This window comes from Geovibrio thiophilus, assembly GCF_004087915.1.
In the GTDB taxonomy this organism is placed as follows: Bacteria; Chrysiogenota; Deferribacteres; order Deferribacterales; family Geovibrionaceae; genus Geovibrio; species Geovibrio thiophilus.
Genome location: NZ_CP035108.1, coordinates 1,175,801 through 1,197,848 on the forward strand (window position 1 = coordinate 1,175,801; position 22,048 = coordinate 1,197,848).

A 22,048-nucleotide genomic window follows, 5' to 3' on the forward strand; every position below is an offset into this window, starting at 1 on the left:
AGTTATAAGAGCTCAGCGGAGCAAAGAAATATACAATGGATTTAAATAACGGACAGGCACTGTCCGCAATATTTTAAGGAAGGTGTAGTAATGGCAGCGCCCTTGGATTTTGAAGCCCCGATTATTGAGATAGAAAATAAAATAGCTGAAATAAAGAATATGTCATCCCTTTCCGACACTGAAATGCAGAAGGAGATGGACTCTCTCCAGAAAAGGCTTGAGAGGGTAAAAGCAAATATATACCAGCGGCTCACTCCCTCGCAGAAGCTTATGGTGGCACGCCACCCCGAACGCCCCTATACCCTTGATTTTCTCAAGCTGATGTTCACGGATTTTCTGGAACTCCACGGTGACAGGCTGTTTAAGGATGATCAGGCGATAATCTGCGGAATGGCAAATTTCAATGATTCCCCTGTGATGGTCATAGGTCATCAGAAGGGGCGCAATACAAAGGAGAACATCCGCAGGAACTTCGGAATGGCAAGTCCCGAAGGCTACCGCAAGGCGCAGAGGATGTTTGACCTCGCGGAAAGATTCAACAGACCCGTAATAACATTCGTGGACACGCCCGGCGCTTATCCGGGCATAGAAGCGGAGGAGAGGGGGCAGGCGGAAGCCATAGCCAAAAGCCTTATGGTTATGGCGGAGCTCACTGTTCCGATGATTACGGTGATTACCGGTGAGGGCGGTTCCGGCGGAGCGCTTGCTATCGCTATGGGCAACCGTGTTCTTATGCTTGAGCACTCAACATATTCCGTCATCAGCCCCGAAGGCTGCGCGTCTATCCTCTGGAAGGATGCCTCATACGCAGGGCGTGCGGCGGAAGCGCTTAAGCTCACCGCTCAGGATCTCAAAGAGCTTGAAGTCATTGATGAAATTGTTACAGAACCTCTCGGCGGAGCCCACAGGAACCACCACCAGACGGCGCACACTCTTAAAAGCGTTGTCTCCCGCCACCTGAAGGAGATTAAATCTCTCTCACCCAAGCAGGTTTTTGAACAGAGATATGAAAAATTCCGCAACATGGGTGTTTTCGCGGAGATATGATGAACGAAATCATCCGCCTTCCCGAAAGCGTTTCTAATAAGGTTGCGGCGGGCGAGGTGGTGGAAAAGCCGCTCAACGCCGTCAAGGAGCTGATGGAAAACTCAGCGGACGCTGGTGCGGACAGTATTTCGGTTGAGATCAAAGAGGGGGGGCTCTCCCTCATACGCATAACCGACAACGGGCGGGGAATCCTTAAGGAGGATCTGCCTGCCGCTGTTGAAAGGTTCGCCACCAGCAAAATAAGAGACATTGAAGACATCTACAGCATACATTCCTACGGTTTCAGAGGAGAGGCCCTTGCCGCCATTTCATCCGTAAGCGATTTCTCCATAATGAGCGCCAGAAACGGTGAGGGGAACGAACTCAGGATGAGGTTTGGCGTTCCCGAGCCTCTTCGCCCCGCTCCCTCAGTGCAGGGGACATGCGTCACAGTAAAAGACCTTTTCCGCAATGTTCCCGCAAGGCTCAAGTTTTTCGGCAGCCCGCAGGGGCTTGAGCGGGAAATAATCAAGTTTGTGAAACAGTTTGCCGTTTTTACGGACGGTGTCGCAGTCCGTGTGAAGAGCAATTCCAAGGAAGTGTTCTCCGCCGGACGTGACGAAAGCTTTCTTCAGAAGGCGAAGACCGCTCTCGGTGTTGATGATCTAGCCTACGGAGAGAAAGAATACAGCGGCGTTTCCGTTCGCATGGCAGCCAGTCTGCCCACAGTGCAGCGCTACAGAAGGGATGCGATGATAGTCGCCGTGAACGGTCGTGTGGTGAAGGACGCCGCCGTTGTTCAGGCGGTTGTTCAGGCTTACCACAGGCTTATTCCCGAAAACAGATACCCCGCCTGCGCAGTGGAGATAAAGGTTCGCCCCGAGGATGTGGACGTGAATGTGCATCCTGCCAAAGCTGTTGTTAAAATGCTTAATTCAAGGGATATTTTCGGTATGGTGCATGACTGCGTCCGTGATACTCTGGACAGTCAGAAAAATGCTCCGGCAGAAGAAGAATCCGCAGTGAACGTGATTCCTGACTGGTTCGGCGGCGAAGCGCATGAGCCGAAGGAATATTTCGTGGCAGAAGCCAGACCTTCCTTCGATATATCCTCAGTTATGGAAACCGTGCAGGAGAAGCCTGCTTACTCAAATACATACAGAGATCACCCGTCCATACAGAAATCTGTTTACGAGCAGCGCCCGTTCCGTATAATCGGTCAGGCTTTCGACTCACTTATAATCTGCGAGATGAACGGCAGCGTGTTTTTTGTGGATCAGCATGTGGCGCACGAGCGTGTGCTGTATGAGAAATTCCTCAATGAAAAGAACGTGAACATCCCGTCCATAGTGCTGTTTGAGCCCATGGTTATAGAGGCGGACACGGAAGAGATAAAAGCGGCGGAAGAGAACGCCGAGGATCTAGCCGCATTCGGCTTCGGGCTTGAAACGTTCGGCACGGACAGCATAAAAATTGTCCGTGTTCCGGCGGATATTCTCAAGCGTAACATAGAGAAAGAGATAAGGGAGATGCTCTCCGAGATGGTTGAATGCTCCAAGGGCAGGCAGGAGGATTCGAGGATTCTCACCATGTCGTGCAAATGTGCCGTGAAAGCGGGCGACAAGCTTACATTCCCCGAAATGGACAGGATAATGGCTGACCTGCTGCAAACCTCCAATCCGCACACATGCCCTCACGGCAGACCCATAACCTATTCTATTGACAAAGAAACCCTGTTCAGGAAATTTAACAGATGATTGTTCCCATAATAACGGGAGCCACAGGAACCGGAAAAACTGCTCTCGCCATTGAGCTTGCACTGCGTCACAACGCGGAAATAATCAGCGCCGATGCCTATCAGGTATACCGGGGCATGGATATAGGCACAGCCAAGCCATCCAAGGAAGAACTGGCTGTTGTAAGGCATCATCTCATAGATGTTCTTGACCCTGATCAGACCTACTCCGCGGGAGATTTCTTTGAGCATGCGGAGAAAATTGCCGCTGATATAATCTCAAGGGGCAAGCTGCCCATAATCGCCGGCGGAACAGGGCTTTATGCAGAGACACTGATAAAAGGAATTTTTAACGCTCCGGAGCGTGATGATAATTTCAGAACCGCTCTGGAGGAGGATGGGGGGAAACACGGATTCGCCCTTTTGCACGAGAGGCTTAAATCAATTGATCCTGAATTTGCCGCATCCATTCCGCCTTCCGATAAGGCAAGGATAATCCGCGGGCTTGAGATAAACCGGCTCTGTAAAATGAATGTACGTGAGGCGCAGAAGGCTTTTCACGTTAACCCCAAGCATAAATATTCCGTCTTTCTTATTACTGATGAAAGGGAACGCATGTATGCCCGTATAAATGAACGGGTTGTAAGGATGTATGAAGCGGGCTGGACAGGCGAGGTTGAAGATCTGCTTCTTAAGGGGTACAATGAAAATATGCAGTCCTTCAAGGCAATAGGCTACAGAGAGACTGCGGCGCTGGTAAAAGGCGAGGCGGATTTTGAGTCCGTTGTGTCTGCGGTTCAGCAGAAGACCCGCAATTTTGCCAAGCGTCAGGTTACATGGTTCGGGCATATGGACGGACTGACGGAACTCCGTGCCGGAGATGAGGAAAACGCGTCAAGGCTTTCCGCCTTCATACGTGATTATTGGGCTTGAAAAAAAATTAACTGCGACTTATACTTGTGAATTAACGTTATTATTACTCCCGGGGGTATTATGAGCAAAAAAGTCAATATTCAGGATGTCTTTCTTAACCATATAAGGAAAAGACGCATCGCTGTGACTATTTATTTGGTTAACGGAGTCAAGATCGAAGGACTTATAAAAGGGTTTGACAACTTTGTGATCATTTTGAAGGACGATTCTCAGAAAATGATATACAAACACGCAGTTTCCACCATCGAACCCTCTGAGGAAATCGACGAAATAGAAATGGCCTGATGGTTTTCGGCGGCGGTTTCAGAGAACCTTTAAAGGTTGCTTACTTCAATGCGGTTCTGTATAACAGGGAACATTTTCCCGAGCCTGATACCGCCATCGTCAGCATCTTCGGGCAGCCCTTATTTAAGTCTCCGGAGTTTGATTTCAGCCATACGGAATACTACACTCCCGAAATGGACAGACCTCAGTCCAAATATTTTGCGGGGTACGGGCTTATAGATTCGCCTGAAAGACTGGCGGAGTTCAAGATTAAGGCTGTGGAGCTTGAGAACAGCCTTATGAAGGACGGAAGAAGGTTTATAAACGTAGATCCCGGTTATGTGGCGCTTGAAAAAGTTGTCGCCGCCAGCACAAAGAACTTTACCCACAGAATATACATAGGCGGACGCATATACGCCGACCTTCAGCTTCAGAGAAGGAAAAACGCCTACCAGCCTCTGCCGTGGACATTTCAGGACTATACTTTTCCGCAGGCGCTGGAGCTTTTTGAAAAAGTGAGAAACTACCTGATCGCGGAGACTTCCGCGGCGGGTTTATCTGAATAAAGCAGAGGGCGGTATGGACTTTTCCACTTCTTCGTTTCTTAACCTTGAAACGGATGACGGCGCCGCTTCGGAAATTTTCTCGGAAAACTGTGTGCCCGCAGGGGATGAACCTCTGTGGGTTAAATGCGTTTTGGAGAAGAGAAGAAGTCTGGCAAAGCCTCTTTACGAATGGCTGCGGGGCAGGACTGACCTTTACGGAGCGTTGTGCACGGAGCCTTCTCTGAGCGGGGAGCTGTTTATATTTCTCTGCCGGATGATGAAAAATTCGCCTGAATTTTTTAATGCCGCCGCGGCAAACAAAGGACTCAGAACGGATATTTTCTCCGCTTTTGCCCAGTCCGCCGAGGAAGAGATACTGGAAAAGCTTGCCGATGCCGATATTCTGGTGGATGAGCCTTCTCTCGCTGTCATACTGCTGAAAAATCCGTTTATCAGCGACAAAACAGCATCAAGGGTCACTGGAATAACAGGCTGGCAGCCTGATTTTGAGGAAAAAAAAGAGCTTGAGGAAAACCTTTACGGGCAGATTCAGAAAATGAGCATCGCCCAGAAGATAAAGCTTGCCTCCAAGGGGAACAAGCAGGCACGGGGACTTCTTGTCCGCAGTCCGAACAAACAGATTTCCGGCGCTGTTATGCGGAACCCCCGCATGACGGAGGAAGAGGTTGAGTTCCTTATGAAAAGCAAAAGCACGTCGGAGCATATTTTCCGTGAAGTTGCCTTGAACAAGGAATGGATGAAAAGCTATAATATCATCAGCGCCATGGCAGTAAACCCCAAAACCCCGCTGGACATAACAATGGGGCTGGTGGGCAGGCTGATGAGTCAGGATGTGGAGCGCATTGCCAAATCAAAGGAAGTGCCCGCCACATTGAGACAGGCCGCGGCGAGAATTGTGGAGCAGAAGGCGAAAAAACCATGAAAGCAGGATTAATTTACTTTGCGCTCATAGCGGGACTTGTGCTTTACCTTTTTTTCGGTCACAACGGCGTGCTGAAATACAGGGAGCTCGTGGGGCTGAAAAATACTTATGAATCTCAGATAATGGAGATGGACTCCAAAATAAGGAGCCTTCAGAAAGAACTTGAGTTAATAAAAAAAGATAAGGAATATCTGGAGCTTCTCATAAGGAAAGAGCTGAATATGCGCTCGCCGGATGAGGACATCTATATAATGGGAAATGAAACAGTTCACAGTAACGGAGATAACCGAAGCAATTAAGAACCTGCTGGAAGGCACGTTCAGGGATACAGTCACCGTCAGAGGGGAGATAACCGGATTTTCCGTTTCTCCCAGAGGGCATGTCTACTTCTCTCTGAAGGATGAGAAGGCGAAGATAAGGGTTGCGATGTTTAAAAGCGCCTCAGTTTCTTCCCGCTCATACACGCCCAAAAACGGGGACTCAGTTGAAGTCACGGGCGAGCTTAAGCTCTACGAATCTGACGGTGCCTACCAGATAATAGCCCGCAAGATTGAGTATGATTCTGTGGGGCTGTTCTGGCAGAAATTTGAAGAGACAAAACGCAGGCTTGAGTCTGAGGGGCTTTTTGACGAAGCACGCAAGAAAAGCATCCCCGAACTCCCTGAGCGCATAGCCCTCATAACCTCTCCCACGGGGGCGGCTGTAACGGATTTTATAACCACCGCCGAAAAGACCGGCGGCAGGTTTGTGATAGACATATGGGCTGTGCCGGTGCAGGGCAAGGAAGCGGCTCTGCCGATTATAAAGGCGCTGAACACCGCAGGCAGCCTCACAAAGGTTTACGACGCTGTCGTACTTATGCGCGGCGGCGGCTCACTGGAAGACTTGGCGGTTTTCAGCGAGGAGAACGTGGCAAGAGCCGTTGCGGCGACTGAGGTTCCCTGTATTTCCGCTGTCGGGCACGAGAGGGACTTCTCCATATGCGATTTCACGGCGGATTTGAGGGTGGCAACACCGACAGCCGCAGCTGTGAAGCTTTCCGAGAGTTACGCTGTCAGGGAAAAAGAGCTTGCCGTGTATCAGGACAGGCTCGCTTCGTTCATGGAAAACAGGGTGAACCGCCTGAACCAGCGTATGGATTTTCTCGGACGGAGGCTGGGCGCTTCGTCCCCTGCGGCTAAGATAGCTTCCCTTAAAAACATGCTCGGTGCAAGAGAGCAAAGGGCAGCCTCAAAAATGAGGGAAAAGCTTTTCAGCGTTTCCAGAAAGCTGGATACGTGCGGCACGGTTATCAGAAAGCACCATCCGGGAATACGTATAGAAAGAATGAGAAACAGAACGGACAGCGCAGTAAGGCTGCTTAAAACCTTCTCGCTGGACTCTCTTAAGGAAAATAAACAGAAACTGGAGCTTCTCAGCGCGAGGCTCGGCGGGGTTAGCCCCGAAAAGGCTCTGGAAAGAGGCTATGCGCTGGTAAGTGCAAAGAACAGGTTGGTCAGGAAGGCAAAAGACGTCCATCTAGAAGATGAACTTGAAATTAGATTCAATGACGGCTATATTAACACCTTCGTCACCGGCAGGAAACTTTCGGAGGATGGCAATGGAAAGAATTCCGATAACAAGAGAAGGGTTTCAAAAGATCAAAAAGGAACTGGAGAGACTCAAAACGGTTGAAAGAAAAGAAGCGGTGGAAGCTATCGCTGAGGCGAGAAGCCACGGCGACTTAAGCGAAAACGCCGAATACGATGCCGCCAAGGAAAGGCAGGGGATGATAGAAGCGCGTATTGCCGAGCTGGAAAGCAAAGTCGGCAGGTTTGACGTTATCGATATATCCGCCCTCACTTCCGAGAAGGTCATCTTCGGTGCCACGGTGACAGTGGAAAACATTGACACGGAAGAGAGAAAAACCTACAAAATCGTTGGTCCGGATGAGGCTGACATCAGTAGCGGCACAATCTCGATCCTCTCACCTCTCGCGAGAGCTCTCGTTAACAAAAAGGTCGAAGACGAGACCATTGTTCAGGCTCCCGGCGGTGAGATAGAATACAAAATTATTGAAGTATCCTTTAAGTAAGTCTTTTACAGGCGCCCTCTGAGTTTCAGGGGGCGCTTTTTGTTCCTTTTACCTGTACTTTTATATCCCTCCGAGATTATTTTAGCTGTATAATATCTTTGTATTCAGGTTTCTTGACGCTTAGGAGGAAACTATGCGCTTCGGCAGGACAGCTTTAATAATTCTCACAGTATTTTCCACATTCTCAGTGATAAACGCTGAAACATTTGAAGAATATATGAAATCGCAGATGGATGAATTTCAGCAGTTTAAGGACGAAAGAGACAAGGAGTTCACAGCCTTTCTGAAGGAGATGTGGATCAGGGTAGAGACGGAAGAACCGATCAAGCAGATTGATGAGCCTAAGCCGATCAAAATGCCCGTTGCGCCGCCTCACGTGGAGAAAGCGCCCGTTCCCGTTGTAAAACCCACGCCGCCGAAACCGATAGTGGTTCCCGAACCGGCTAAACCGACACCGCCCGCTCCTCCCGCGCCTGTTGTCCCTGCAAAACCTGAGCCGCCTGTTGTGAAGCCTGAACCAAAGCCTGATGCCCCCATTGCGAAGCCGGAACCTGCTCCGCAGCCGTATGTTGCGGTAGTACCTCAGCCTGTGCCTGTACCCGTTCCGGCTCCTGTTGTGGCTGCTCCGCCGGCGATCAAGGGCAGACCCCTTGAGTTTGTCTTCTTCGGAAGCGCAATAAAGGTCGGCTATGATACGAAACTTCAGCTCGGTGCGGAAGCTCCCCTGAACGGAAAGAAGCTCGGCGAATTCTGGGAAAAGGCAGCCCTCTCCGACTATGAACCGCTTATGAACAACCTTCTAAAATACAGAAAAGAGCTTAAAATGACCGACTGGGGATTCATACTCCTTGTCAGTGAGACAGCAGGCAAAATAGCCGCCGACAGAAACGGTAAGGTGCTGCTCACATGGTTTATTCTCAGCAAAGCAGGCTACGAAACCAGAACCGCTTACGACAAGGACAGCGTTTACCTCCTTGTTCCGGCAAGCACCAAGCTCTACGGGGTTTCATTTTTCACGCTTGATGACAAAAGATATTATGCCGTATCCGCAGACGGCTTCATCAACAACCTAGGCAGCGTCTACACCTATGAGAAAAGCTATCCGAAGGCGGACAGGTCTATGGACTTCCGCATGGCGGATTACCCTGATCTCGGCAGAAAAGTTTCTGAGCGGGACCTGAGTTTCTCCTACGGCGGGCAGACCTTTAATATAAAAGTTCCCTACAATATGAATGATATAATCTATCTTAAATACCACCCGCAGACGGATGTGAACCTCTATGCCGAGGCAGGGCTTCCCGACTGGGCAGGCAAGCCTCTGCTTACTCAGCTTGCGCCGATCATAAAAGGTAAAACCGATGAAGAGGCAGTGAACATACTCCTCAAGTTCGTGCAGACAGCGTTCAAATACGCTACGGATGATCAGCAGTTCGGCAGAGAAAAATTCCTTTTTGCCATGGAGACGATCTATTATCCATACTCCGACTGCGAGGACAGAAGCATACTCTTTACATATCTGGTGAAAAACCTGCTTAATCTGGATGCGGTATTTTTGGATTATCCGGGGCATATAGCGGCTGCTGTCGCCTTTAAGACCAATGTGAAAGGGGATTCCGTCACTTTTGAGGGGAAACGCTACACAGTCACAGATCCGACATACATAAACGCTACAATCGGTATGACTATGCCTCAGTTCGCTAAAAACGTGCCGAAGGTTGTGAAGTTTTAAAGGGCGGTTGTGCTGACTTGTTGGCAGAGCCACCCTTCGCTCCGCACGGCGCAACAACTGTCCTGACAATCCAAAATTTACCATCCTTGGAAATTTTAGATACACGCTCGCGCCTTGCAAGGCAAGGCTTCGCTTCGCACGGCGCAACAACTGTCCTGACAATCCAAAATTTACCATCCTTGGAAATTTTGGATACACGCTCGTGCCTTGCAAGGCAAGGCTTCGCTTCGCACGGCGCAGTTCCATCCGTGGAACTGTTATTTTAAAATTTTGATTATTCTCGGCAGCATCTGCTTTTCAAAGTTGTGGGCTTCGTGACCGCCGGTTTTGAAGGGATAGAAGTTGATTCCGTATTCATCGCAGGCATGCTGAATGCCTGCCGGTTCTATCACGTCATCATCCATGTTCATGAAAATATGCAGGTTTTGTCCGTTCTTTTTCAGCGATTCAGTGCATTTGAGGTTTATAAGTCTGTCTTCATCTATATGGTCAAGCCCGTCCCCTGTGACTTTGAGCATGCGGATGCGCCGATCCAGATAAAAAGAGGGGTTTACGACTATCCCTGTGATGTTTTTACGCACCGCCATATTCAGGGCGAAGTACCCGCCGAAGGATGAACCTACCAGAGCGTCATAGCCGTCCGCATCGCTGAGTTCGGGTGTTTGACTGTAGGGGAAAATATCTACCGTGAAATGGCGCGCGAGATGGATATATTTAAGGCTGTTTTTTGTATTCACTGATTTTTCAACCACATGGGCTAGTCCCGGAAAATAAAGTATTCTCATATCCCCTCTCTGACAATTTTTATTATAACACAAATTCAAACACCGCTCTTGATTATAATGGGCAAAATTTAGTAAACTGAAAAGCCGAAATTAAGGAAGTGATTATGAAATTAGTCTCATTCAATGTTAACAGCGTCAGGAAAAGAACAGCGCATATCGCAGCCTTTGCGGCGTCAAACGGAGCAGATATAATTGCCCTTCAGGAAACCAAGACTGAAGACGAATTTTTTCCTGCGGCAGAGTTTGCGGAGATGGGATTTCACAGCGAATATTACGGGCAGAAAACCCACTACGGCGTTGCGGTTCTCTCTAAACTGAAACCCTCCGGAACGGTAAAGGGCATACCCGCCGAGGGTGAACAGAAGCGGTTTATAATGTGCCGCTATGAAACACCGAAGGGAATACTGAGCGTTATAAACTGTTATTTTCCCCAAGGGGAGAGCAGAGACACCGAAAGAAAATTCACCATGAAGCGTGAGTTTTACACAGGCGTGGCGGAATATATAAAATCAAACTTCAAAGAGACGGACCTTTACGCTCTTACGGGTGACTTCAATGTCGCCTATACCGACCTTGATGTCGGGATAGGGGCGGACAGCGTGAAGCGATGGCTCAAAGAGGGGAAATGCTGTTTTCTCCCCGAAGAGAGGGAGTGGATGAGTAAGCTGTACTCCATAGGAATGCAGGACACATACAGACTCATTCATCCTGAATCGGACGATCTTTTCTCATGGTTCGACTACAGAAGCAAGGGCTTTGAGCGTGAGCCGAAACGGGGACTGCGCATCGATACCGTTCTGGTGAGTCCCGCTCTGGCAGGGCTGACCGTCGGCGCCGGAATAGATTATGCCACAAGAGGGATGGATTCCCCGTCAGACCACTGTCCTGTCTGGGCAGAGTTCGATCTTTAGGCGGGTTTGATATGGCGAATATGCTTGTGATGCTCTACAGCTTCATTATGGGAATCGTGATGAAGCGTTCGGGGCGTTTTCCTTCGGCAACGGCGAATGTTCTGAACCAGTTTATCATCAACATTACCTTTCCCGCCGTGACGCTGCTTTACATACACCAGCTTGAGTTCAGCGCGGATCTTATCTTTCCCGCTTTGATGGGGATAACCGTTTTCGCATTCGGCGCAGGCTTTTTCCTTGTCGTGGGAAAAATGCTTAAGCTGAACGATAAGACAATAGGCTGTCTCATGCTTTCAGGCGGTCTGGGAAACACGTCCTTCGTGGGATTCCCCATGATAAACGCATTCTACGGTGAGGAGCACATAGGCATAGGCGTTCTCTGCGATCAGGGCTCTTTTTTCGTGCTTTCGACTCTGGGGATTATGATTGCCGCAAAGTATGCGTCCGGCAAAGTAAGTTCTTGGGAAATAGTGAAAAAGGTGCTGATGTTCCCCCCTTTTCAGGCTATGGTGCTGGCACTTATCCTTAAGCCTGTGGTTTTTCCGCAGTGGTTTATAGATTTTCTGCGGGCACTCGGAGCCACGGTAACCCCTCTGGCGCTTGCCTCCGTGGGGTTTCAGCTTCATCTGGGCGATATAAAAACCGCTTACGGCAGACTGAGCTTGGGGCTTTTTTATAAACTTATCCTTGCTCCGCTTGTTGTATTTCTGCTCTATGTTTTTGTGTTCGGCGCCCGCGGGCAGGCGATTCAGGTCACTGTGTTCGAGGCAGCCATGGCGCCAATGGTCACTTCAAGTATAATAGCCGCCGAAAACGGTCTGGACAGACCCTTGACGGCGTTAATGGTGGGGGTAGGCATACCTCTTTCCTTCCTGACCGCCGCAGTATGGTATTACCTGCTGCTGTGGGTATAAAAAATTTATTCAAAGGTAGTTTATGTTCATCGAAAAAATCGCAAATGAATTTTCGCTCAAAACCGCAAATGTTAAGAACCTCATCGAACTCCATCTGGACGGGAACACTGTTCCGTTCATAGCCCGTTACAGAAAGGAAATGACAGGCGGAATGGACGCCGAGGAGATTAGGGCGGTTATCGAAAGATACGAATACATCGTGCACCTTGAAAAAAGAAAGGAAGAGGTGATTGAGGCGATAAGGGAACGTGAGAAACTCACTCCTGAGCTTGAAAAGGCGATCCGTGCCGCCGAAACCCTGAAGGATGTGGAGGATCTCTACGCACCGTACAAGTCCAAACGCAAAACCAAGGGAGACATTGCCCGTGAAGCGGGACTTCTCCCTCTGGCAGACTTTATCAGAGGCACTGAGGATTTAAGCGGGCTTGAAGCGGAAGCGGCGAAGTATCTCAATGAAGCCGTGACGGATGTTCCCGCAGCTATAGAGATGGCGACCGACATAATTACCGAGGACATAGGACGGGATCCCGAAGTCAGAATCCGTATCAGAGAGCTTTACGCCTCAACCACTATGGTCTCCTGCGAGAAACGCAAGGAGGTCACTGACCGGACATCCTATGAGGATTACTACGAGTACGAAGAGAAGATAACAACGCTGCCGCCCCACAGGGTTCTCGCCATTTTCAGAGGTGAACGGGAAAAGATACTCAAAGTGAAGCTCAATCCCGATGAGGAGCTTTGTCTCGCCGCCGTGACAGGCATCTCCGCTCAGAAGGGGATGAAGCTGAACAGCATCACGCTGAAATGCTCAAACACTGCGCTTAAGAAGACAATAAGCGTATCCGCCGAACTTGACCTGCGCTCCACTCTCAGGGATGAGGCGGAACTCAAGGCTATTGATGTTTTTGCGAAAAACCTGAAGAGCCTGCTCCTTACTCCGAAGGTTAAGGGAAAGGTGATAATGGGTATAGATCCCGCATACAGAACGGGCTGCAAGTTTGCTGTTGTGGACGAGACAGGCAGGCTCCTTGACTGGGGAGTGATGTATCCTACCAAGCCGCAGGAGGATGTGGAAGGAAGCAGAAGGCTTTTTCTCAAGTCCATGGAAAAATGCGGCGTGACCGCTGTCGCCATAGGCAACGGAACAGCCAGCCGTGAGACCGAGGAGTTTGTGGCGGAGCTCATTAAGGATAAAGAACTTAAAATCACATATACCATAGTCAGCGAAGCGGGCGCTTCCGTGTATTCCGCAGGCGAAGTCGCCGCCAGAGAGTTTCCGGAGCTTGATGTAACGATAAGAGGGGCAATTTCCATTGCCAGAAGGGTGGTAGACCCCCTGAGCGAGCTTGTGAAGATAGAGCCGCGTTCAATCGGCGTGGGGATGTATCAGCATGACGTAAACCCCAAGAAGCTGGGCGAGAGCCTCGAATACGTGGTTGAAGACGTGGTGAACAGCGTGGGCGTGGATCTAAACACCGCCAGCCCTTCCCTCCTTCAGTATGTTGCAGGGCTTACCAAAAGCACTGCGGAAAAGATCGTTGCCCTGCGTGAAAGGATAGGGCGCTTCATGAGCCGCAGGCAGCTTATGGAGGTGGATGGCATAGGTCAGCAGACTTTCCTCCAGTGCGCCGGATTCCTTAAGGTTTATGACGGTGAGGAACCTATGGACGCAATGTTTATCCACCCTGAAAGCTATGAATCCACTTACTCGCTTCTTGGGAAGCTGAATGTTTCTCTCAAAAATACCGAGCTCATACGCCTTGCGCTTAAGAGTAAGAATTTAAAAAAGATAGCGGAAGAAGCAGGTCTCGGCGAGTTCACCATGAAGGATATTCTGGAAAACCTTGAAAGACCGGACAGAGATATAAGGGACAGCCTCGATCCTGTGATATTCAAAAAGGGTGTTGTAAACCTTGAGGACATCAAAGAGGGCATGACATTGCAGGGCAAAGTGACCAACGTGGTGGATTTCGGCGCGTTTGTTGATCTCGGTCTGAAAAATGACGGACTGGTGCATATCTCGCATCTTGCGGATAAGTTTGTGAAGCATCCGTCCGATGTCGTCTCTGTCGGCGATAACGTCCATGTGCGTGTACTCTCCGTTGATAAGGATCGCGGGCGAGTCTCACTCACAATGAAAACGAGATAAAGGTAAACAGTTCCATTGATGAAACTGCGCCGTGCGAAGCGAAGCCGCATTTACTGCGGCGCGAGCGTGTGTAAAAACCGACAGGATGTACGGTTTTTTACTGTCAGGTCAGATAAGGATCGCGGGCGAGTCTCACTCACAATGAAAACGAGATAAAGGTAAACAGTTCCATTGATGGAACTGCGCCGTGCGAAGCGAAGCCGCATTTACTGCGGCGCGAGCGTGTGTAAAAAACCGACAGGATGTACGGTTTTTTACTGTCATGTCAGTTCCATGGATGGATTTTTTAAAATCCTCCCCTGCCCTCCTTTACGAAAGGAGGGTGTTTTTGTTCTTATCTGCAATAGCTTCTCCCTTTTTTTAAGTGGGATTGAGGGGGATTTGAAATAGCTGATTAAAGACTGCCGACATGAACACAGGAGCAGGATGTATGGTTTTTTACTGTCATGTCAGTTCCATGGATGGATTTTTTAAAATCCTCCCCTGCCCTCCTTTACGAAAGGAGGGTGTTTTTGTCCTTATCTGCAATAGCTTCCCCCTTTTTTTAAGTGGGATTGAGGGGGATTTGAAATAGCTGATTAAAGACTGCCGACATGAACACAGGAGCAGGATGTACGGTTTTTTACTGTCATGTCAGTTCCATGGATGGATTTTTTAAAATCCTCCCCCGCCCTCCTTTATTAAAGGAGGGTACTTTTATTTTTACCTGCAATAGCTTCCCCCTTTTAAAAGGGGGATTGAGGGGGATTTGAAATAGCGGATTATAGACTGTCAGTACGAACACAGGAGTATGAAAATGGTCAAGGCGTATCGATCATGAACACAGACTTGTGTATCAGATCGATAACAGCCACATAGTTATTTTTCAGTGCAGCTATCACTACTGATACCGTCTGCGGCTATCCCTGCTCAACCTCAATCATTGAGGCGGTTTTTGAGGACATGGTTATTATAAGCCCTTCATGGGTATAGAGCACTATTTCCTGTTCAGCGTCTAGGTCAACCCGTTTTCCGCTCTCTATTCCCTCCATGATTATAACTGAGCCTATGCCTATCTCAACACCGCTGAGGAATGCGGTTATCTTCTGTCCCGCCGCTATGCCGGTAACTCTGAATTCTGTGCCCTTGGGTGAGAATGTAAGCTGAAAGTCCTTCCTGTTCACGGTATCGCCTACGATCATGGCGGCTACCGCTTCGGAGATACGCACCCTGTTTTTATGGTTGACCGTGATCACATATTCCATGGGAGGCAGGTTTTTTATTATCTTGACCTTCATCCTTTCCTTAACACCTAGCATGGCGAGCCTTGCGGCGTTTTTGTCGGATTTGCCGACGCTGTAGGTGATCACGGTGGACGAGGGGGATACTTCGTAAAACGGTTTGGGCTCTCCGCTGCCCGCACGGACGGTGATATGCTTGGCGAGCTGACCGCTGAGCACTCTTACACCGTTTTTTGTATCAATTTTGACAGTGGGGTATTTTATATCGTCCAGATCGAGCTTGGTTACGGCGCTGCCTTTGTAAAGCCCAAGGGAGGCGAGCTTCTGCGCCGAATCACCCTGTGGCGAGCTTTTTATTATGTAGCAGCGGCCGCTTTCGGCGTTTTGAAGGTTAAGCATCTACTTCTCCTTTTTTTGTTTTACACCGTATGAGGAAAGACTCAGGGCGTAAATCAGTGTCGAAAGCGTGGTTCCGTTGTGGAGCAGGGCGCTTGTCAGCGGGCTTATTCTGCCCATGAGCGAGAGAGCAACTGTAGCGGTGTTCACGCCTATGTTAAACCGGAACATCTGTTTTATCACCTTCATGGTTTTCACTGCGAGCACTCTTGCCTTGACTATTCCCATGAGGTCTTCCCGAAGAAGTATGACTGCGGCGGTTTCCTTGGCGAGATCCGCCCCCTGAGGAAGGCTTATGCCTACATCAGCGGTGAGCAGGGCGGGCGCGTCGTTCACGCCGTCACCTGCGAAGGCGATTTTGCAGCCTTGAGTTTTAAGTTTTTTTACTATGCCCGCCTTGTCCTCGGGCTTCATTTCGTAATAAACTTCGTCTATGCCGAGCAGTTCCGCCACATGCAGAGCCGAATCACGGTGGTCACCGGTGATCATAACGGTCTTTTTAATGCCGTACTTCTTAAGCTCTTTTATAACCTGAGCCGATTCATCCCGCAAGGTATCTTTGAGGGCAATAAGACCGCAGAGCTTGCCGTCTATTGCGACATAAAGTATGGTCTGCCCCTTTTTGCGCATATTACGGGCATCCTCATCAGCAAAGCAGCATACAACTTTTTCATCCTCCGCCACAAAATGGTGGCTGCCCACAAGGACGTTTTTGCCGCCGACATATGCGGAGACGCCGTGGGCTATGATGAAATCCACCTCGCCTGTCTGCTCTGTTTTAAGGCTGCGGTTTTCCGCCTCCTTTACCACGGCAGAGGCTATGGGATGTGAGTAGTACTCTTCCGCAGAGGCGGCGATTCTGACTATTTCGTTTTCGTTATATCCGTTATAGGGCTTAACCTCCGTTACGGAGAGTGTCCCTTTTGTAAGCGTTCCTGTTTTGTCGAAAATAATAGTGTCTATTTCGGCAAGGTTTTCAAGCGCCTGAGCGCCTTTGATGAATATGCCCTCAGTTGCGGCGTTGAACATGCTTGCCTTGATCGCTGTGGGCGTTACAAGCTGGAGCGCACAGGAGTAGTCCACCGAGAGAACGGAGGACGCACGCCTGAAATCCCTTGTGAGAAGGAGGGTGGCGAGTCCTGCGGCGAAGGTTACGGGAACCATCTTGTCAGCCGCCGCGAATGCCTTAACTTCGGTTCTGGATTTGTTTTTCAGCGAATTGCTTATGAACTTCGCTATGCGTGCCGTTGTGGTTTCGGAGCCGACCTTTTCGGCTTCGATGATGATTTTTCCTTCCGCCATCACCGTGCCGGAATAAACATAGTCGCCGGGCTTAATGTGAACCGGCAGACTTTCGCCTGTGACGGATGCCTGATTAACAAGCCCCTCACCGGAGGCGACTTTGCCGTCCACGGGGATCATTTCCCCTGAGCCTGCCCGCACAAGATCCCCTATCTGGAGATCGTTTACTGCGGTCTTTTCCTCGGACTGTCCCCTGACCACCCAGACGTATTCCACTTCGGGCTTGATAAGGCTTTTCAGCATTTTGTCAGACCTGTACTCGGCGGATTCCTCAAGATAATGCCCGAGATTCAGCAGGAAGGTTATGGAACCCGCGGTAAAGTAGTCTTTTCTGGCAAGGAGCATGGAGATAACGGCAGCGTCCAGCACCTCGACCTTCAGCCCTCTGGTGAAAAGGGTTTCAATCCCCTCCATGAGGATAGGCGCAGCGCCGAGATAGGTAAGCGGGCGTCTCAGTCCCTGCGGCAGGAACAGCTTGAGAAGCCACATTGTTCCCGCCCAGTAGACATTGATTAAATCGGGGGAGTTCTGGAGCTCCTCCTCCGCGTTGAAAACCGTATGGCTGAACGCTGAGAGAACATCCAGAACATCTCCCCGGACATCAGTATTTTTGTCAAAGCTGACCACTGCCGTTTTGGCTTTCTGGTTCACACGAACGGACTTAACGCCCTTAATCTGCTCCAGACCGGATTCCACAAGGGTTGCATCCAGAGCGGGGTTGCCCAGAACGGGAGCCTTGAGGCGTATACGCCCCGGCATGTCATGCACTATTCCGACTTTTTCCAGTCCGGTGAAAAACATTGAGCCTAAAATGACAGCACCTTCTAACTCTTCATATTTTCAGGGTAGAGATAATTATGGTAAATGCTCAGACCCACAAGGGCAATACCGGAGGCTATGTGGAGCTGTTTATGCCCCTTGCCCCTGCCGAAGCCTGTTACCACAGTCGCCGCCATGGCAAATATCATGGCGTTTTTAACTATTTTGCGTTTGCGCATTATGGCGGAGGCGTTTTTCTTTTTCGCCGCCGCCTTGTTTTCGCCGCTCACGTTATTCCCCTTCGACTTCCGCCTGAACGTCCCTGATCTGCTCTTTCAGTTCTTCAACGCCGGACTGAAGCCCGCCCCAAACCTTAACAACACCTTTGACTATGGCTTTTTTAACTGTGGGGTTTGTGAGAAGAAGGGCAATGCCCGCTCCGACAGCGAAGCCTTTCACATAGCTGGGTTCACGGAAGTTGAACCACTGTTTAAGGTGAGGATAAACGGAAGTGTCCGCATAATGCTGCTGAGGGGGATAGGGGTAAGGGTAGTAGCCGTACTGCTGACCTTGGGGTGCCTGAGGGTTCTGGGGATTCTGTTTCTGATCGCTCATGTGAGCCTCCTTTTTTATATATTATTCTGATTTTAAAGGTTCTTCGTTTTTCATCTTTTCGCTTACCGCCGCGGCAGCTTCGCTGACTTTTCCGGCAGCCTTGCCGACAGATGATTTCACTTTTTTACAGGCTTTTTTACCTTCTGTGTCCAGCAGGTATTTTGTGCCCGCCGCCACCGCGAATACCGCAAGTATTCCGAAAACCCCGCCGAGCCTGAGAAGACTCACAGCCGCAACGCCGACTGCTGTCGCCGCTCCTGCGCCTGCCGCGTCTTTCGCTGTTCTTTTGGCGGCTTCTTCCTTGGTGATTTTGCCTTCCTTAACGTCCTTTGCCTGTTTGGCGGCGGATACTGCTCCGCCTACTACCGCACCTGCTACTCCGCCCGCGAGGGAGGCGCCTGCGGCTGCTTTTACCAGATGGTGCATAAAATCCTCCTATTCGGTTTCTTCGGCATCCTCTGCCATTCCGCCGAGAGTTTTAGAGAAAATACTCATCAGTGAATCCTTGATGGAATCGTTGGAAAAGAGCATCGCGACGCCCGCTCCGATCAGCATTCCTTTCACAAAGTCGCTTCCTGACGCATCCGCAATTTTCCCTACAGCGGAAAGATGCGGATTTTCCTTGATCATGTCCCCGAACTTGCCGAACAGCATACCGAAGGGATCATCTCCGTGGTGCTCCTGATGATTCCCGTGATGCGCTTCGTGCGGCATCTGGGGCATATAGCCGTAAGGCTGCTGCGGCATGTATCCGTATGGCGGCGGGGGCGGCGGCATATACCCGTAAGGCATCTGCGGCATGTACCCGTACGGCGGCTGAGGCGGCATATAGCCGTATCCGTATGGCGGCGGAGGGGGAGGGGGCATATAGCCGTACGGCTGCTGCTGAAAGCCGTATTCAGGCATGCCTGTGAACTCTTCTCCGTTTGGTGCGTATCCGTAGGGTATTTCCGTTTGATCTCCGGCGGGCGTCTGTTCGCCGCCTGATTGTTTCTCCGATGCTCTGAAGGCATTCTGAGGAGTTTCTTCTTTAGCCTGTTCATTTCCCGATGCAGAGTTTTTCTGCGGTTTATCGGTGCAGCTTTCTTCCTGAACGGGATTTTCCGCGTCAGCGGCTTTTTTTCCCATGTACTGCCTCCTTAACTTTGCATGTAGGTGTCCTCGTAGCGTTTGAGTATCTCCCTGCATGCTTCAGTATCTTTTGTAGTTATAAGCTTTTCAAATGTTGTCGGATCTATTATGTTCGGGTCGTAGCGTATTACAACGGAGCGCGCCATTATGTTCACCCTTGTGTCGAGCACACCGGGGAGGCTGCTGCTTATTTGTTCGAGTTTTTTGCTCACGGGATCCTTCACCACGGAAGGGTCAACCTTGAGCCTTATCCTGCCTTCCACATGGTGGGCAACTGTGACGTATTTCTTTGCCGCGATTAAATCTTCGAGCATTTTTCCCCATCCTCTGTTAATTCAGCTGCTTCCGTTTCCACAACGGAGAGAGGCTGCATTTCGTATTTTAAAAGTCTGGAAGAATTAGCCAGAACACCCGCTGTGTGGGCTATGTGCAGAAGCCCCGCCATCACCGGAGGCAGAAGCCCCGCCGCGCCGAGGAACGCCCCAGCTACGTTTGAGCCTGTTGCCAGCATAAAGTTCTGGTGTATTACTTCCTTTGTCTTTCTGCTGAGTTTTCTTAAGTAGAGTATTTTTTCAAGGTCATCATCCACAAGGGCTATGTCCGCCGCTTCCACTGCAACGTCAGACCCGGCGGCGCCCATGGCTATGCCCAGATCCGCCTTTGCCAGCGCCAGTACATCGTTTATGCCGTCGCCTATCATGGTGACTTTATGGTACTGCTGAATCTCAGCCACTATGTCCGCCTTCTGCTCAGGCAGAACGGAGTAATGGCATTTGTTGAAACCGAGCCTGTCCGCCATTGCCTGTGCGGAGTATTTTTCATCTCCGGTAACAAGGATGAACTCCTTCACCCCTTCCTCACGGAGACCTTTTATCACGGCTTCCACATTCTCCTTCTGTTTGTTTTCAACAGTGAGAATGCCTATCACCTTGCCGTCTTCCGCCACATATATGACGCTTAAGCCGAGCTTTTCCGCCTCATCCCGCGCTTTTGCGAGCTTGGTGATGCTTATGCCGTATTTGTTCATCAGCTTGGCGTTGCCGATGAAGATCTCCCTGCCCATGGATTCGGCGCGCACGCCCATTCCGAGGATAGTTTCGCATACGGCGTGGGTGCTTTCCGTGCTGCACATTTCCCTTGCCTTGTCACGTATGGCGACGGCTACGGGGTGTCTGTTGTGGAGCTCTGCGGTGTAGGCCGAATATATTACGTCGTACTCCGATTTTCCCTTGATCGGGATAATGGAGATTACCTTCGGTTCGTCTGTGGTTATTGTGCCTGTTTTGTCGAAGCAGAAGGACTCCTGAGAACCCGCTTCCTCAAGGTATCTTCCGCCTTTTATCAGTATGCCCCTTGAAGCGGCGTTTGATATGGCAGCGCTCACTGCGGATGATGCGGCAAGTACTGTGGCGCAGGGGCACGTCATCACAAGGAGGACGGAGAACGCCCTGTAAAAACTGCGTGTGACAAGGTATGTGCCCAGAGTCATCCAGAAGCCTGTGTTTACAAGCTTTCTCGCCAGTCTGTCCGCTTCGAGTTCTATGGGAGCCTTGTTTCCGAGGGAGTCCTCAACGAGGCAGAGTATTCTTGAAAGGTAAGTGGCATCCCCTACATGGCTTGCCTGAACATATATAAGTCCGTTCTGCACATAGGTTCCGGCGAATACCTGTTCGCCTTCAAAGCGGTGCACAAGCTCGCTGCGTCCGTTTATGGAGGCTTCGTTTATTGCCGCCTCACCGCAGGTGATCAGCCCGTCCACGGAGATTTTCTCGCCTGTGTGGATAACGACTGTATCCCCCACCAGTATATCTTCCACAGGGATTTCTATCTCGTTTCCGTCTCTGTAAACGAAGGCGGTTTTAGAAGTGACATCAAGTATGCTTTTTATTGCCTTTCGGGATTTCTCGGTAACATAACCGTTCAGCAGGTCGCTTCCCGTATTTACCCAGAGGATTTCAAGGGCGGTAAGGGCTTCGCCGGCTATGGCTGCGGACGCAACGCCAGCGCCGAGGAAGCTGTTCAGGGATATTTTGCCAGTTTTGCCGAAGTCGCTCACAGCTTTTGCTATGAGAGGAACGGAGAACGCCGCTGCGATGAGCCCAAGGGGGCTGAACAGTGACTGAGTTACCGCCAGCCGGAATATTTTGGTGCGTATGAATACACCGCCGAGAACAGCGGAAAGAATGCCGAACTCCGTGGCGGTCGTATCCGCTTTCGGGCGCTCGCTCCTTACGCATACGCAGCCTTGTCTTTTGCATGCAGGGGCGTTAATCTCAGAGCGGAGAAGGGGCTTGGTTTCGGTTATGGCTTTAATAAGGTCGGAGGGCAGAACAGCGGTACAGTCATAATTTATAACTATATTGCCGCCTATGTGGCTGCATCTCGCACCGCTTACTCCTTGGAGCTTGAGCAGGGATTCCTCCACTGCCGCAGCTAAGGAAGGAGAGCCGGTCATTTCTTTATATTTAAGGCGGATTCGCCCTTTGAGAGAGTGTTTAATCGTTATCAATTTAGCCACCTAAAACTTTATTAAAAATATGGTTAACAAAGTTAGTTTCTATCTAATCATATATCCTATTTGAGATGATTTTCAAGTCAAAATGTTAAAAAATGTCAG

At 50.0% G+C, this 22,048-nt stretch carries 22 protein-coding genes and 1 pseudogene; 14 read left to right on the forward strand and 9 right to left on the reverse strand.

What is annotated here, in order from left to right:
- The first annotated feature begins 90 nt into the window (after window positions 1-90).
- The 10 genes from EP073_RS05540 (at window position 91) to EP073_RS05585 (ending at window position 9,249) form a co-directional block, all read left to right on the forward strand.
- Entirely contained in the window at window positions 91-1,047 is a 957-nt protein-coding gene (locus tag EP073_RS05540) for an acetyl-CoA carboxylase carboxyltransferase subunit alpha (protein ID WP_128466171.1), read from the forward strand.
- Window positions 1,044-2,783 carry a DNA mismatch repair endonuclease MutL gene (gene mutL, locus EP073_RS05545; protein ID WP_128466172.1) on the forward strand — a complete coding sequence of 580 codons (1,740 nt, stop codon included), beginning with the start codon at window positions 1,044-1,046 and terminating at the stop codon, window positions 2,781-2,783. Before EP073_RS05540 ends, mutL begins: the two co-directional genes overlap by 4 nt.
- Complete coding sequence (gene miaA, locus EP073_RS05550; protein ID WP_128466173.1) at window positions 2,780-3,694, forward strand: tRNA (adenosine(37)-N6)-dimethylallyltransferase MiaA; 915 nt, start codon at window positions 2,780-2,782, stop codon at window positions 3,692-3,694. Before mutL ends, miaA begins: the two co-directional genes overlap by 4 nt.
- Window positions 3,695-3,751: 57 nt before the next feature.
- Window positions 3,752-3,979, forward strand: coding sequence for an RNA chaperone Hfq (hfq, locus tag EP073_RS05555; RefSeq protein WP_164885405.1), 228 nt, complete (start codon window positions 3,752-3,754; stop codon window positions 3,977-3,979).
- Entirely contained in the window at window positions 3,979-4,524 is a 546-nt protein-coding gene (locus tag EP073_RS05560) for a DUF4416 family protein (protein ID WP_128466175.1), read from the forward strand. The genes hfq and EP073_RS05560 overlap by 1 nt, the downstream gene beginning before the upstream one ends.
- A 13-nt stretch (window positions 4,525-4,537) precedes the next feature.
- A complete protein-coding gene (locus EP073_RS05565; RefSeq protein ID WP_128466176.1) occupies window positions 4,538-5,446 on the forward strand; it encodes a hypothetical protein in 909 nt (302 codons plus the stop codon).
- The gene (locus EP073_RS05570; RefSeq protein WP_128466177.1) at window positions 5,443-5,745 is read left to right on the forward strand and encodes an FtsB family cell division protein; all 303 of its coding nucleotides are present in this window, start codon (window positions 5,443-5,445) and stop codon (window positions 5,743-5,745) included. The genes EP073_RS05565 and EP073_RS05570 overlap by 4 nt, the downstream gene beginning before the upstream one ends.
- Entirely contained in the window at window positions 5,705-7,120 is a 1,416-nt protein-coding gene (gene xseA, locus EP073_RS05575; RefSeq protein WP_128466178.1) for an exodeoxyribonuclease VII large subunit, read from the forward strand. Before EP073_RS05570 ends, xseA begins: the two co-directional genes overlap by 41 nt.
- Window positions 7,047-7,520 (forward strand): transcription elongation factor GreA, encoded by a 474-nt coding sequence (greA, locus tag EP073_RS05580; protein WP_128466179.1) that lies wholly within the window; start codon window positions 7,047-7,049, stop codon window positions 7,518-7,520. The genes xseA and greA overlap by 74 nt, the downstream gene beginning before the upstream one ends.
- 133 nt (window positions 7,521-7,653) lie before the next feature.
- Window positions 7,654-9,249, forward strand: a complete 1,596-nt coding sequence (locus EP073_RS05585) for a hypothetical protein (protein ID WP_128466180.1) — start codon at window positions 7,654-7,656, stop codon at window positions 9,247-9,249.
- Window positions 9,250-9,506: 257 nt separating this feature from the next.
- On the opposite strand, the gene EP073_RS05590 is transcribed toward EP073_RS05585, so the two are convergent.
- Window positions 9,507-10,034 (reverse strand): YqiA/YcfP family alpha/beta fold hydrolase, encoded by a 528-nt coding sequence (locus EP073_RS05590; RefSeq protein WP_128466181.1) that lies wholly within the window; start codon window positions 10,032-10,034, stop codon window positions 9,507-9,509.
- Window positions 10,035-10,138: 104 nt separating this feature from the next.
- On the opposite strand from EP073_RS05590, the gene xthA reads away from it, so the two are divergent.
- From xthA to EP073_RS14140, 4 genes and pseudogenes are all read left to right on the forward strand, one after another.
- On the forward strand, window positions 10,139-10,945 hold the full coding sequence (xthA, locus tag EP073_RS05595; RefSeq protein ID WP_128466182.1) for an exodeoxyribonuclease III: 807 nt from the start codon (window positions 10,139-10,141) through the stop codon (window positions 10,943-10,945).
- Window positions 10,946-10,956: 11 nt separating this feature from the next.
- Window positions 10,957-11,859, forward strand: a complete 903-nt coding sequence (locus EP073_RS05600) for an AEC family transporter (protein WP_128466183.1) — start codon at window positions 10,957-10,959, stop codon at window positions 11,857-11,859.
- A 22-nt stretch (window positions 11,860-11,881) separates the two neighbouring features.
- On the forward strand, window positions 11,882-14,008 hold the full coding sequence (locus tag EP073_RS05605) for a Tex-like N-terminal domain-containing protein (RefSeq protein WP_128466184.1): 2,127 nt from the start codon (window positions 11,882-11,884) through the stop codon (window positions 14,006-14,008).
- Between the two features lie 797 nt (window positions 14,009-14,805).
- Window positions 14,806-14,895: pseudogene (locus tag EP073_RS14140) on the forward strand (type II toxin-antitoxin system YoeB family toxin); the annotation flags it as partial.
- A 12-nt stretch (window positions 14,896-14,907) separates the two neighbouring features.
- Here EP073_RS14140 and EP073_RS05615 read toward each other — a convergent pair.
- From EP073_RS05615 to EP073_RS05650, 8 genes are read right to left on the reverse strand one after another with little or no spacing between them, the layout of a single operon-like run.
- A complete protein-coding gene (locus EP073_RS05615) occupies window positions 14,908-15,627 on the reverse strand; it encodes a hypothetical protein (RefSeq protein ID WP_128466185.1) in 720 nt (239 codons plus the stop codon).
- Complete coding sequence (locus EP073_RS05620; RefSeq protein WP_128466186.1) at window positions 15,628-17,727, reverse strand: heavy metal translocating P-type ATPase; 2,100 nt, start codon at window positions 17,725-17,727, stop codon at window positions 15,628-15,630.
- Window positions 17,728-17,750: 23 nt separating this feature from the next.
- Entirely contained in the window at window positions 17,751-17,975 is a 225-nt protein-coding gene (locus EP073_RS05625) for a hypothetical protein (RefSeq protein ID WP_128466187.1), read from the reverse strand.
- 1 nt (window position 17,976) lies between these two features.
- Window positions 17,977-18,300, reverse strand: coding sequence for a YtxH domain-containing protein (locus EP073_RS05630; RefSeq protein WP_128466188.1), 324 nt, complete (start codon window positions 18,298-18,300; stop codon window positions 17,977-17,979).
- Window positions 18,301-18,321: 21 nt separating this feature from the next.
- Window positions 18,322-18,726: a magnetosome protein MamC family protein gene (locus tag EP073_RS05635; RefSeq protein ID WP_128466189.1), complete on the reverse strand. Its 405-nt coding sequence runs from the start codon at window positions 18,724-18,726 to the stop codon at window positions 18,322-18,324.
- Between the two features lie 9 nt (window positions 18,727-18,735).
- Entirely contained in the window at window positions 18,736-19,428 is a 693-nt protein-coding gene (locus EP073_RS05640; RefSeq protein ID WP_128466190.1) for a hypothetical protein, read from the reverse strand.
- A gap of 11 nt (window positions 19,429-19,439) precedes the next feature.
- Window positions 19,440-19,745, reverse strand: coding sequence for an HMA2 domain-containing protein (locus EP073_RS05645; protein ID WP_128466191.1), 306 nt, complete (start codon window positions 19,743-19,745; stop codon window positions 19,440-19,442).
- Entirely contained in the window at window positions 19,730-21,940 is a 2,211-nt protein-coding gene (locus tag EP073_RS05650; RefSeq protein WP_128466192.1) for a heavy metal translocating P-type ATPase, read from the reverse strand. The genes EP073_RS05645 and EP073_RS05650 overlap by 16 nt, the downstream gene beginning before the upstream one ends.
- Window positions 21,941-22,048: the final 108 nt, after the last annotated feature.

Bases quoted from the DNA above. Each gene is read 5' to 3' on its own strand.
- EP073_RS05560 (WP_128466175.1), top strand. From the start codon at position 3,979: ATGGTTTTCGGCGGCGGTTTCAGAGAACCTTTAAAGGTTGCTTACTTC.
- EP073_RS05640 (WP_128466190.1), bottom strand. From the start codon at position 19,428: ATGGGAAAAAAAGCCGCTGACGCGGAAAATCCCGTTCAGGAAGAAAGC.
- xthA (WP_128466182.1), top strand. From the start codon at position 10,139: ATGAAATTAGTCTCATTCAATGTTAACAGCGTCAGGAAAAGAACAGCG.
- EP073_RS05635 (WP_128466189.1), bottom strand. From the start codon at position 18,726: ATGCACCATCTGGTAAAAGCAGCCGCAGGCGCCTCCCTCGCGGGCGGA.
- xseA (WP_128466178.1), top strand. From the start codon at position 5,705: ATGAAACAGTTCACAGTAACGGAGATAACCGAAGCAATTAAGAACCTG.
- mutL (WP_128466172.1), top strand. From the start codon at position 1,044: ATGATGAACGAAATCATCCGCCTTCCCGAAAGCGTTTCTAATAAGGTT.
- EP073_RS05620 (WP_128466186.1), bottom strand. From the start codon at position 17,727: ATGTTTTTCACCGGACTGGAAAAAGTCGGAATAGTGCATGACATGCCG.
- EP073_RS05600 (WP_128466183.1), top strand. From the start codon at position 10,957: ATGGCGAATATGCTTGTGATGCTCTACAGCTTCATTATGGGAATCGTG.
- EP073_RS05585 (WP_128466180.1), top strand. From the start codon at position 7,654: ATGCGCTTCGGCAGGACAGCTTTAATAATTCTCACAGTATTTTCCACA.
- EP073_RS05540 (WP_128466171.1), top strand. From the start codon at position 91: ATGGCAGCGCCCTTGGATTTTGAAGCCCCGATTATTGAGATAGAAAAT.
- EP073_RS05570 (WP_128466177.1), top strand. From the start codon at position 5,443: ATGAAAGCAGGATTAATTTACTTTGCGCTCATAGCGGGACTTGTGCTT.
- EP073_RS05630 (WP_128466188.1), bottom strand. From the start codon at position 18,300: ATGAGCGATCAGAAACAGAATCCCCAGAACCCTCAGGCACCCCAAGGT.
- miaA (WP_128466173.1), top strand. From the start codon at position 2,780: ATGATTGTTCCCATAATAACGGGAGCCACAGGAACCGGAAAAACTGCT.
- greA (WP_128466179.1), top strand. From the start codon at position 7,047: ATGGAAAGAATTCCGATAACAAGAGAAGGGTTTCAAAAGATCAAAAAG.
- EP073_RS05565 (WP_128466176.1), top strand. From the start codon at position 4,538: ATGGACTTTTCCACTTCTTCGTTTCTTAACCTTGAAACGGATGACGGC.
- EP073_RS05605 (WP_128466184.1), top strand. From the start codon at position 11,882: ATGTTCATCGAAAAAATCGCAAATGAATTTTCGCTCAAAACCGCAAAT.
- EP073_RS05645 (WP_128466191.1), bottom strand. From the start codon at position 19,745: ATGCTCGAAGATTTAATCGCGGCAAAGAAATACGTCACAGTTGCCCAC.
- EP073_RS05615 (WP_128466185.1), bottom strand. From the start codon at position 15,627: ATGCTTAACCTTCAAAACGCCGAAAGCGGCCGCTGCTACATAATAAAA.
- EP073_RS05590 (WP_128466181.1), bottom strand. From the start codon at position 10,034: ATGAGAATACTTTATTTTCCGGGACTAGCCCATGTGGTTGAAAAATCA.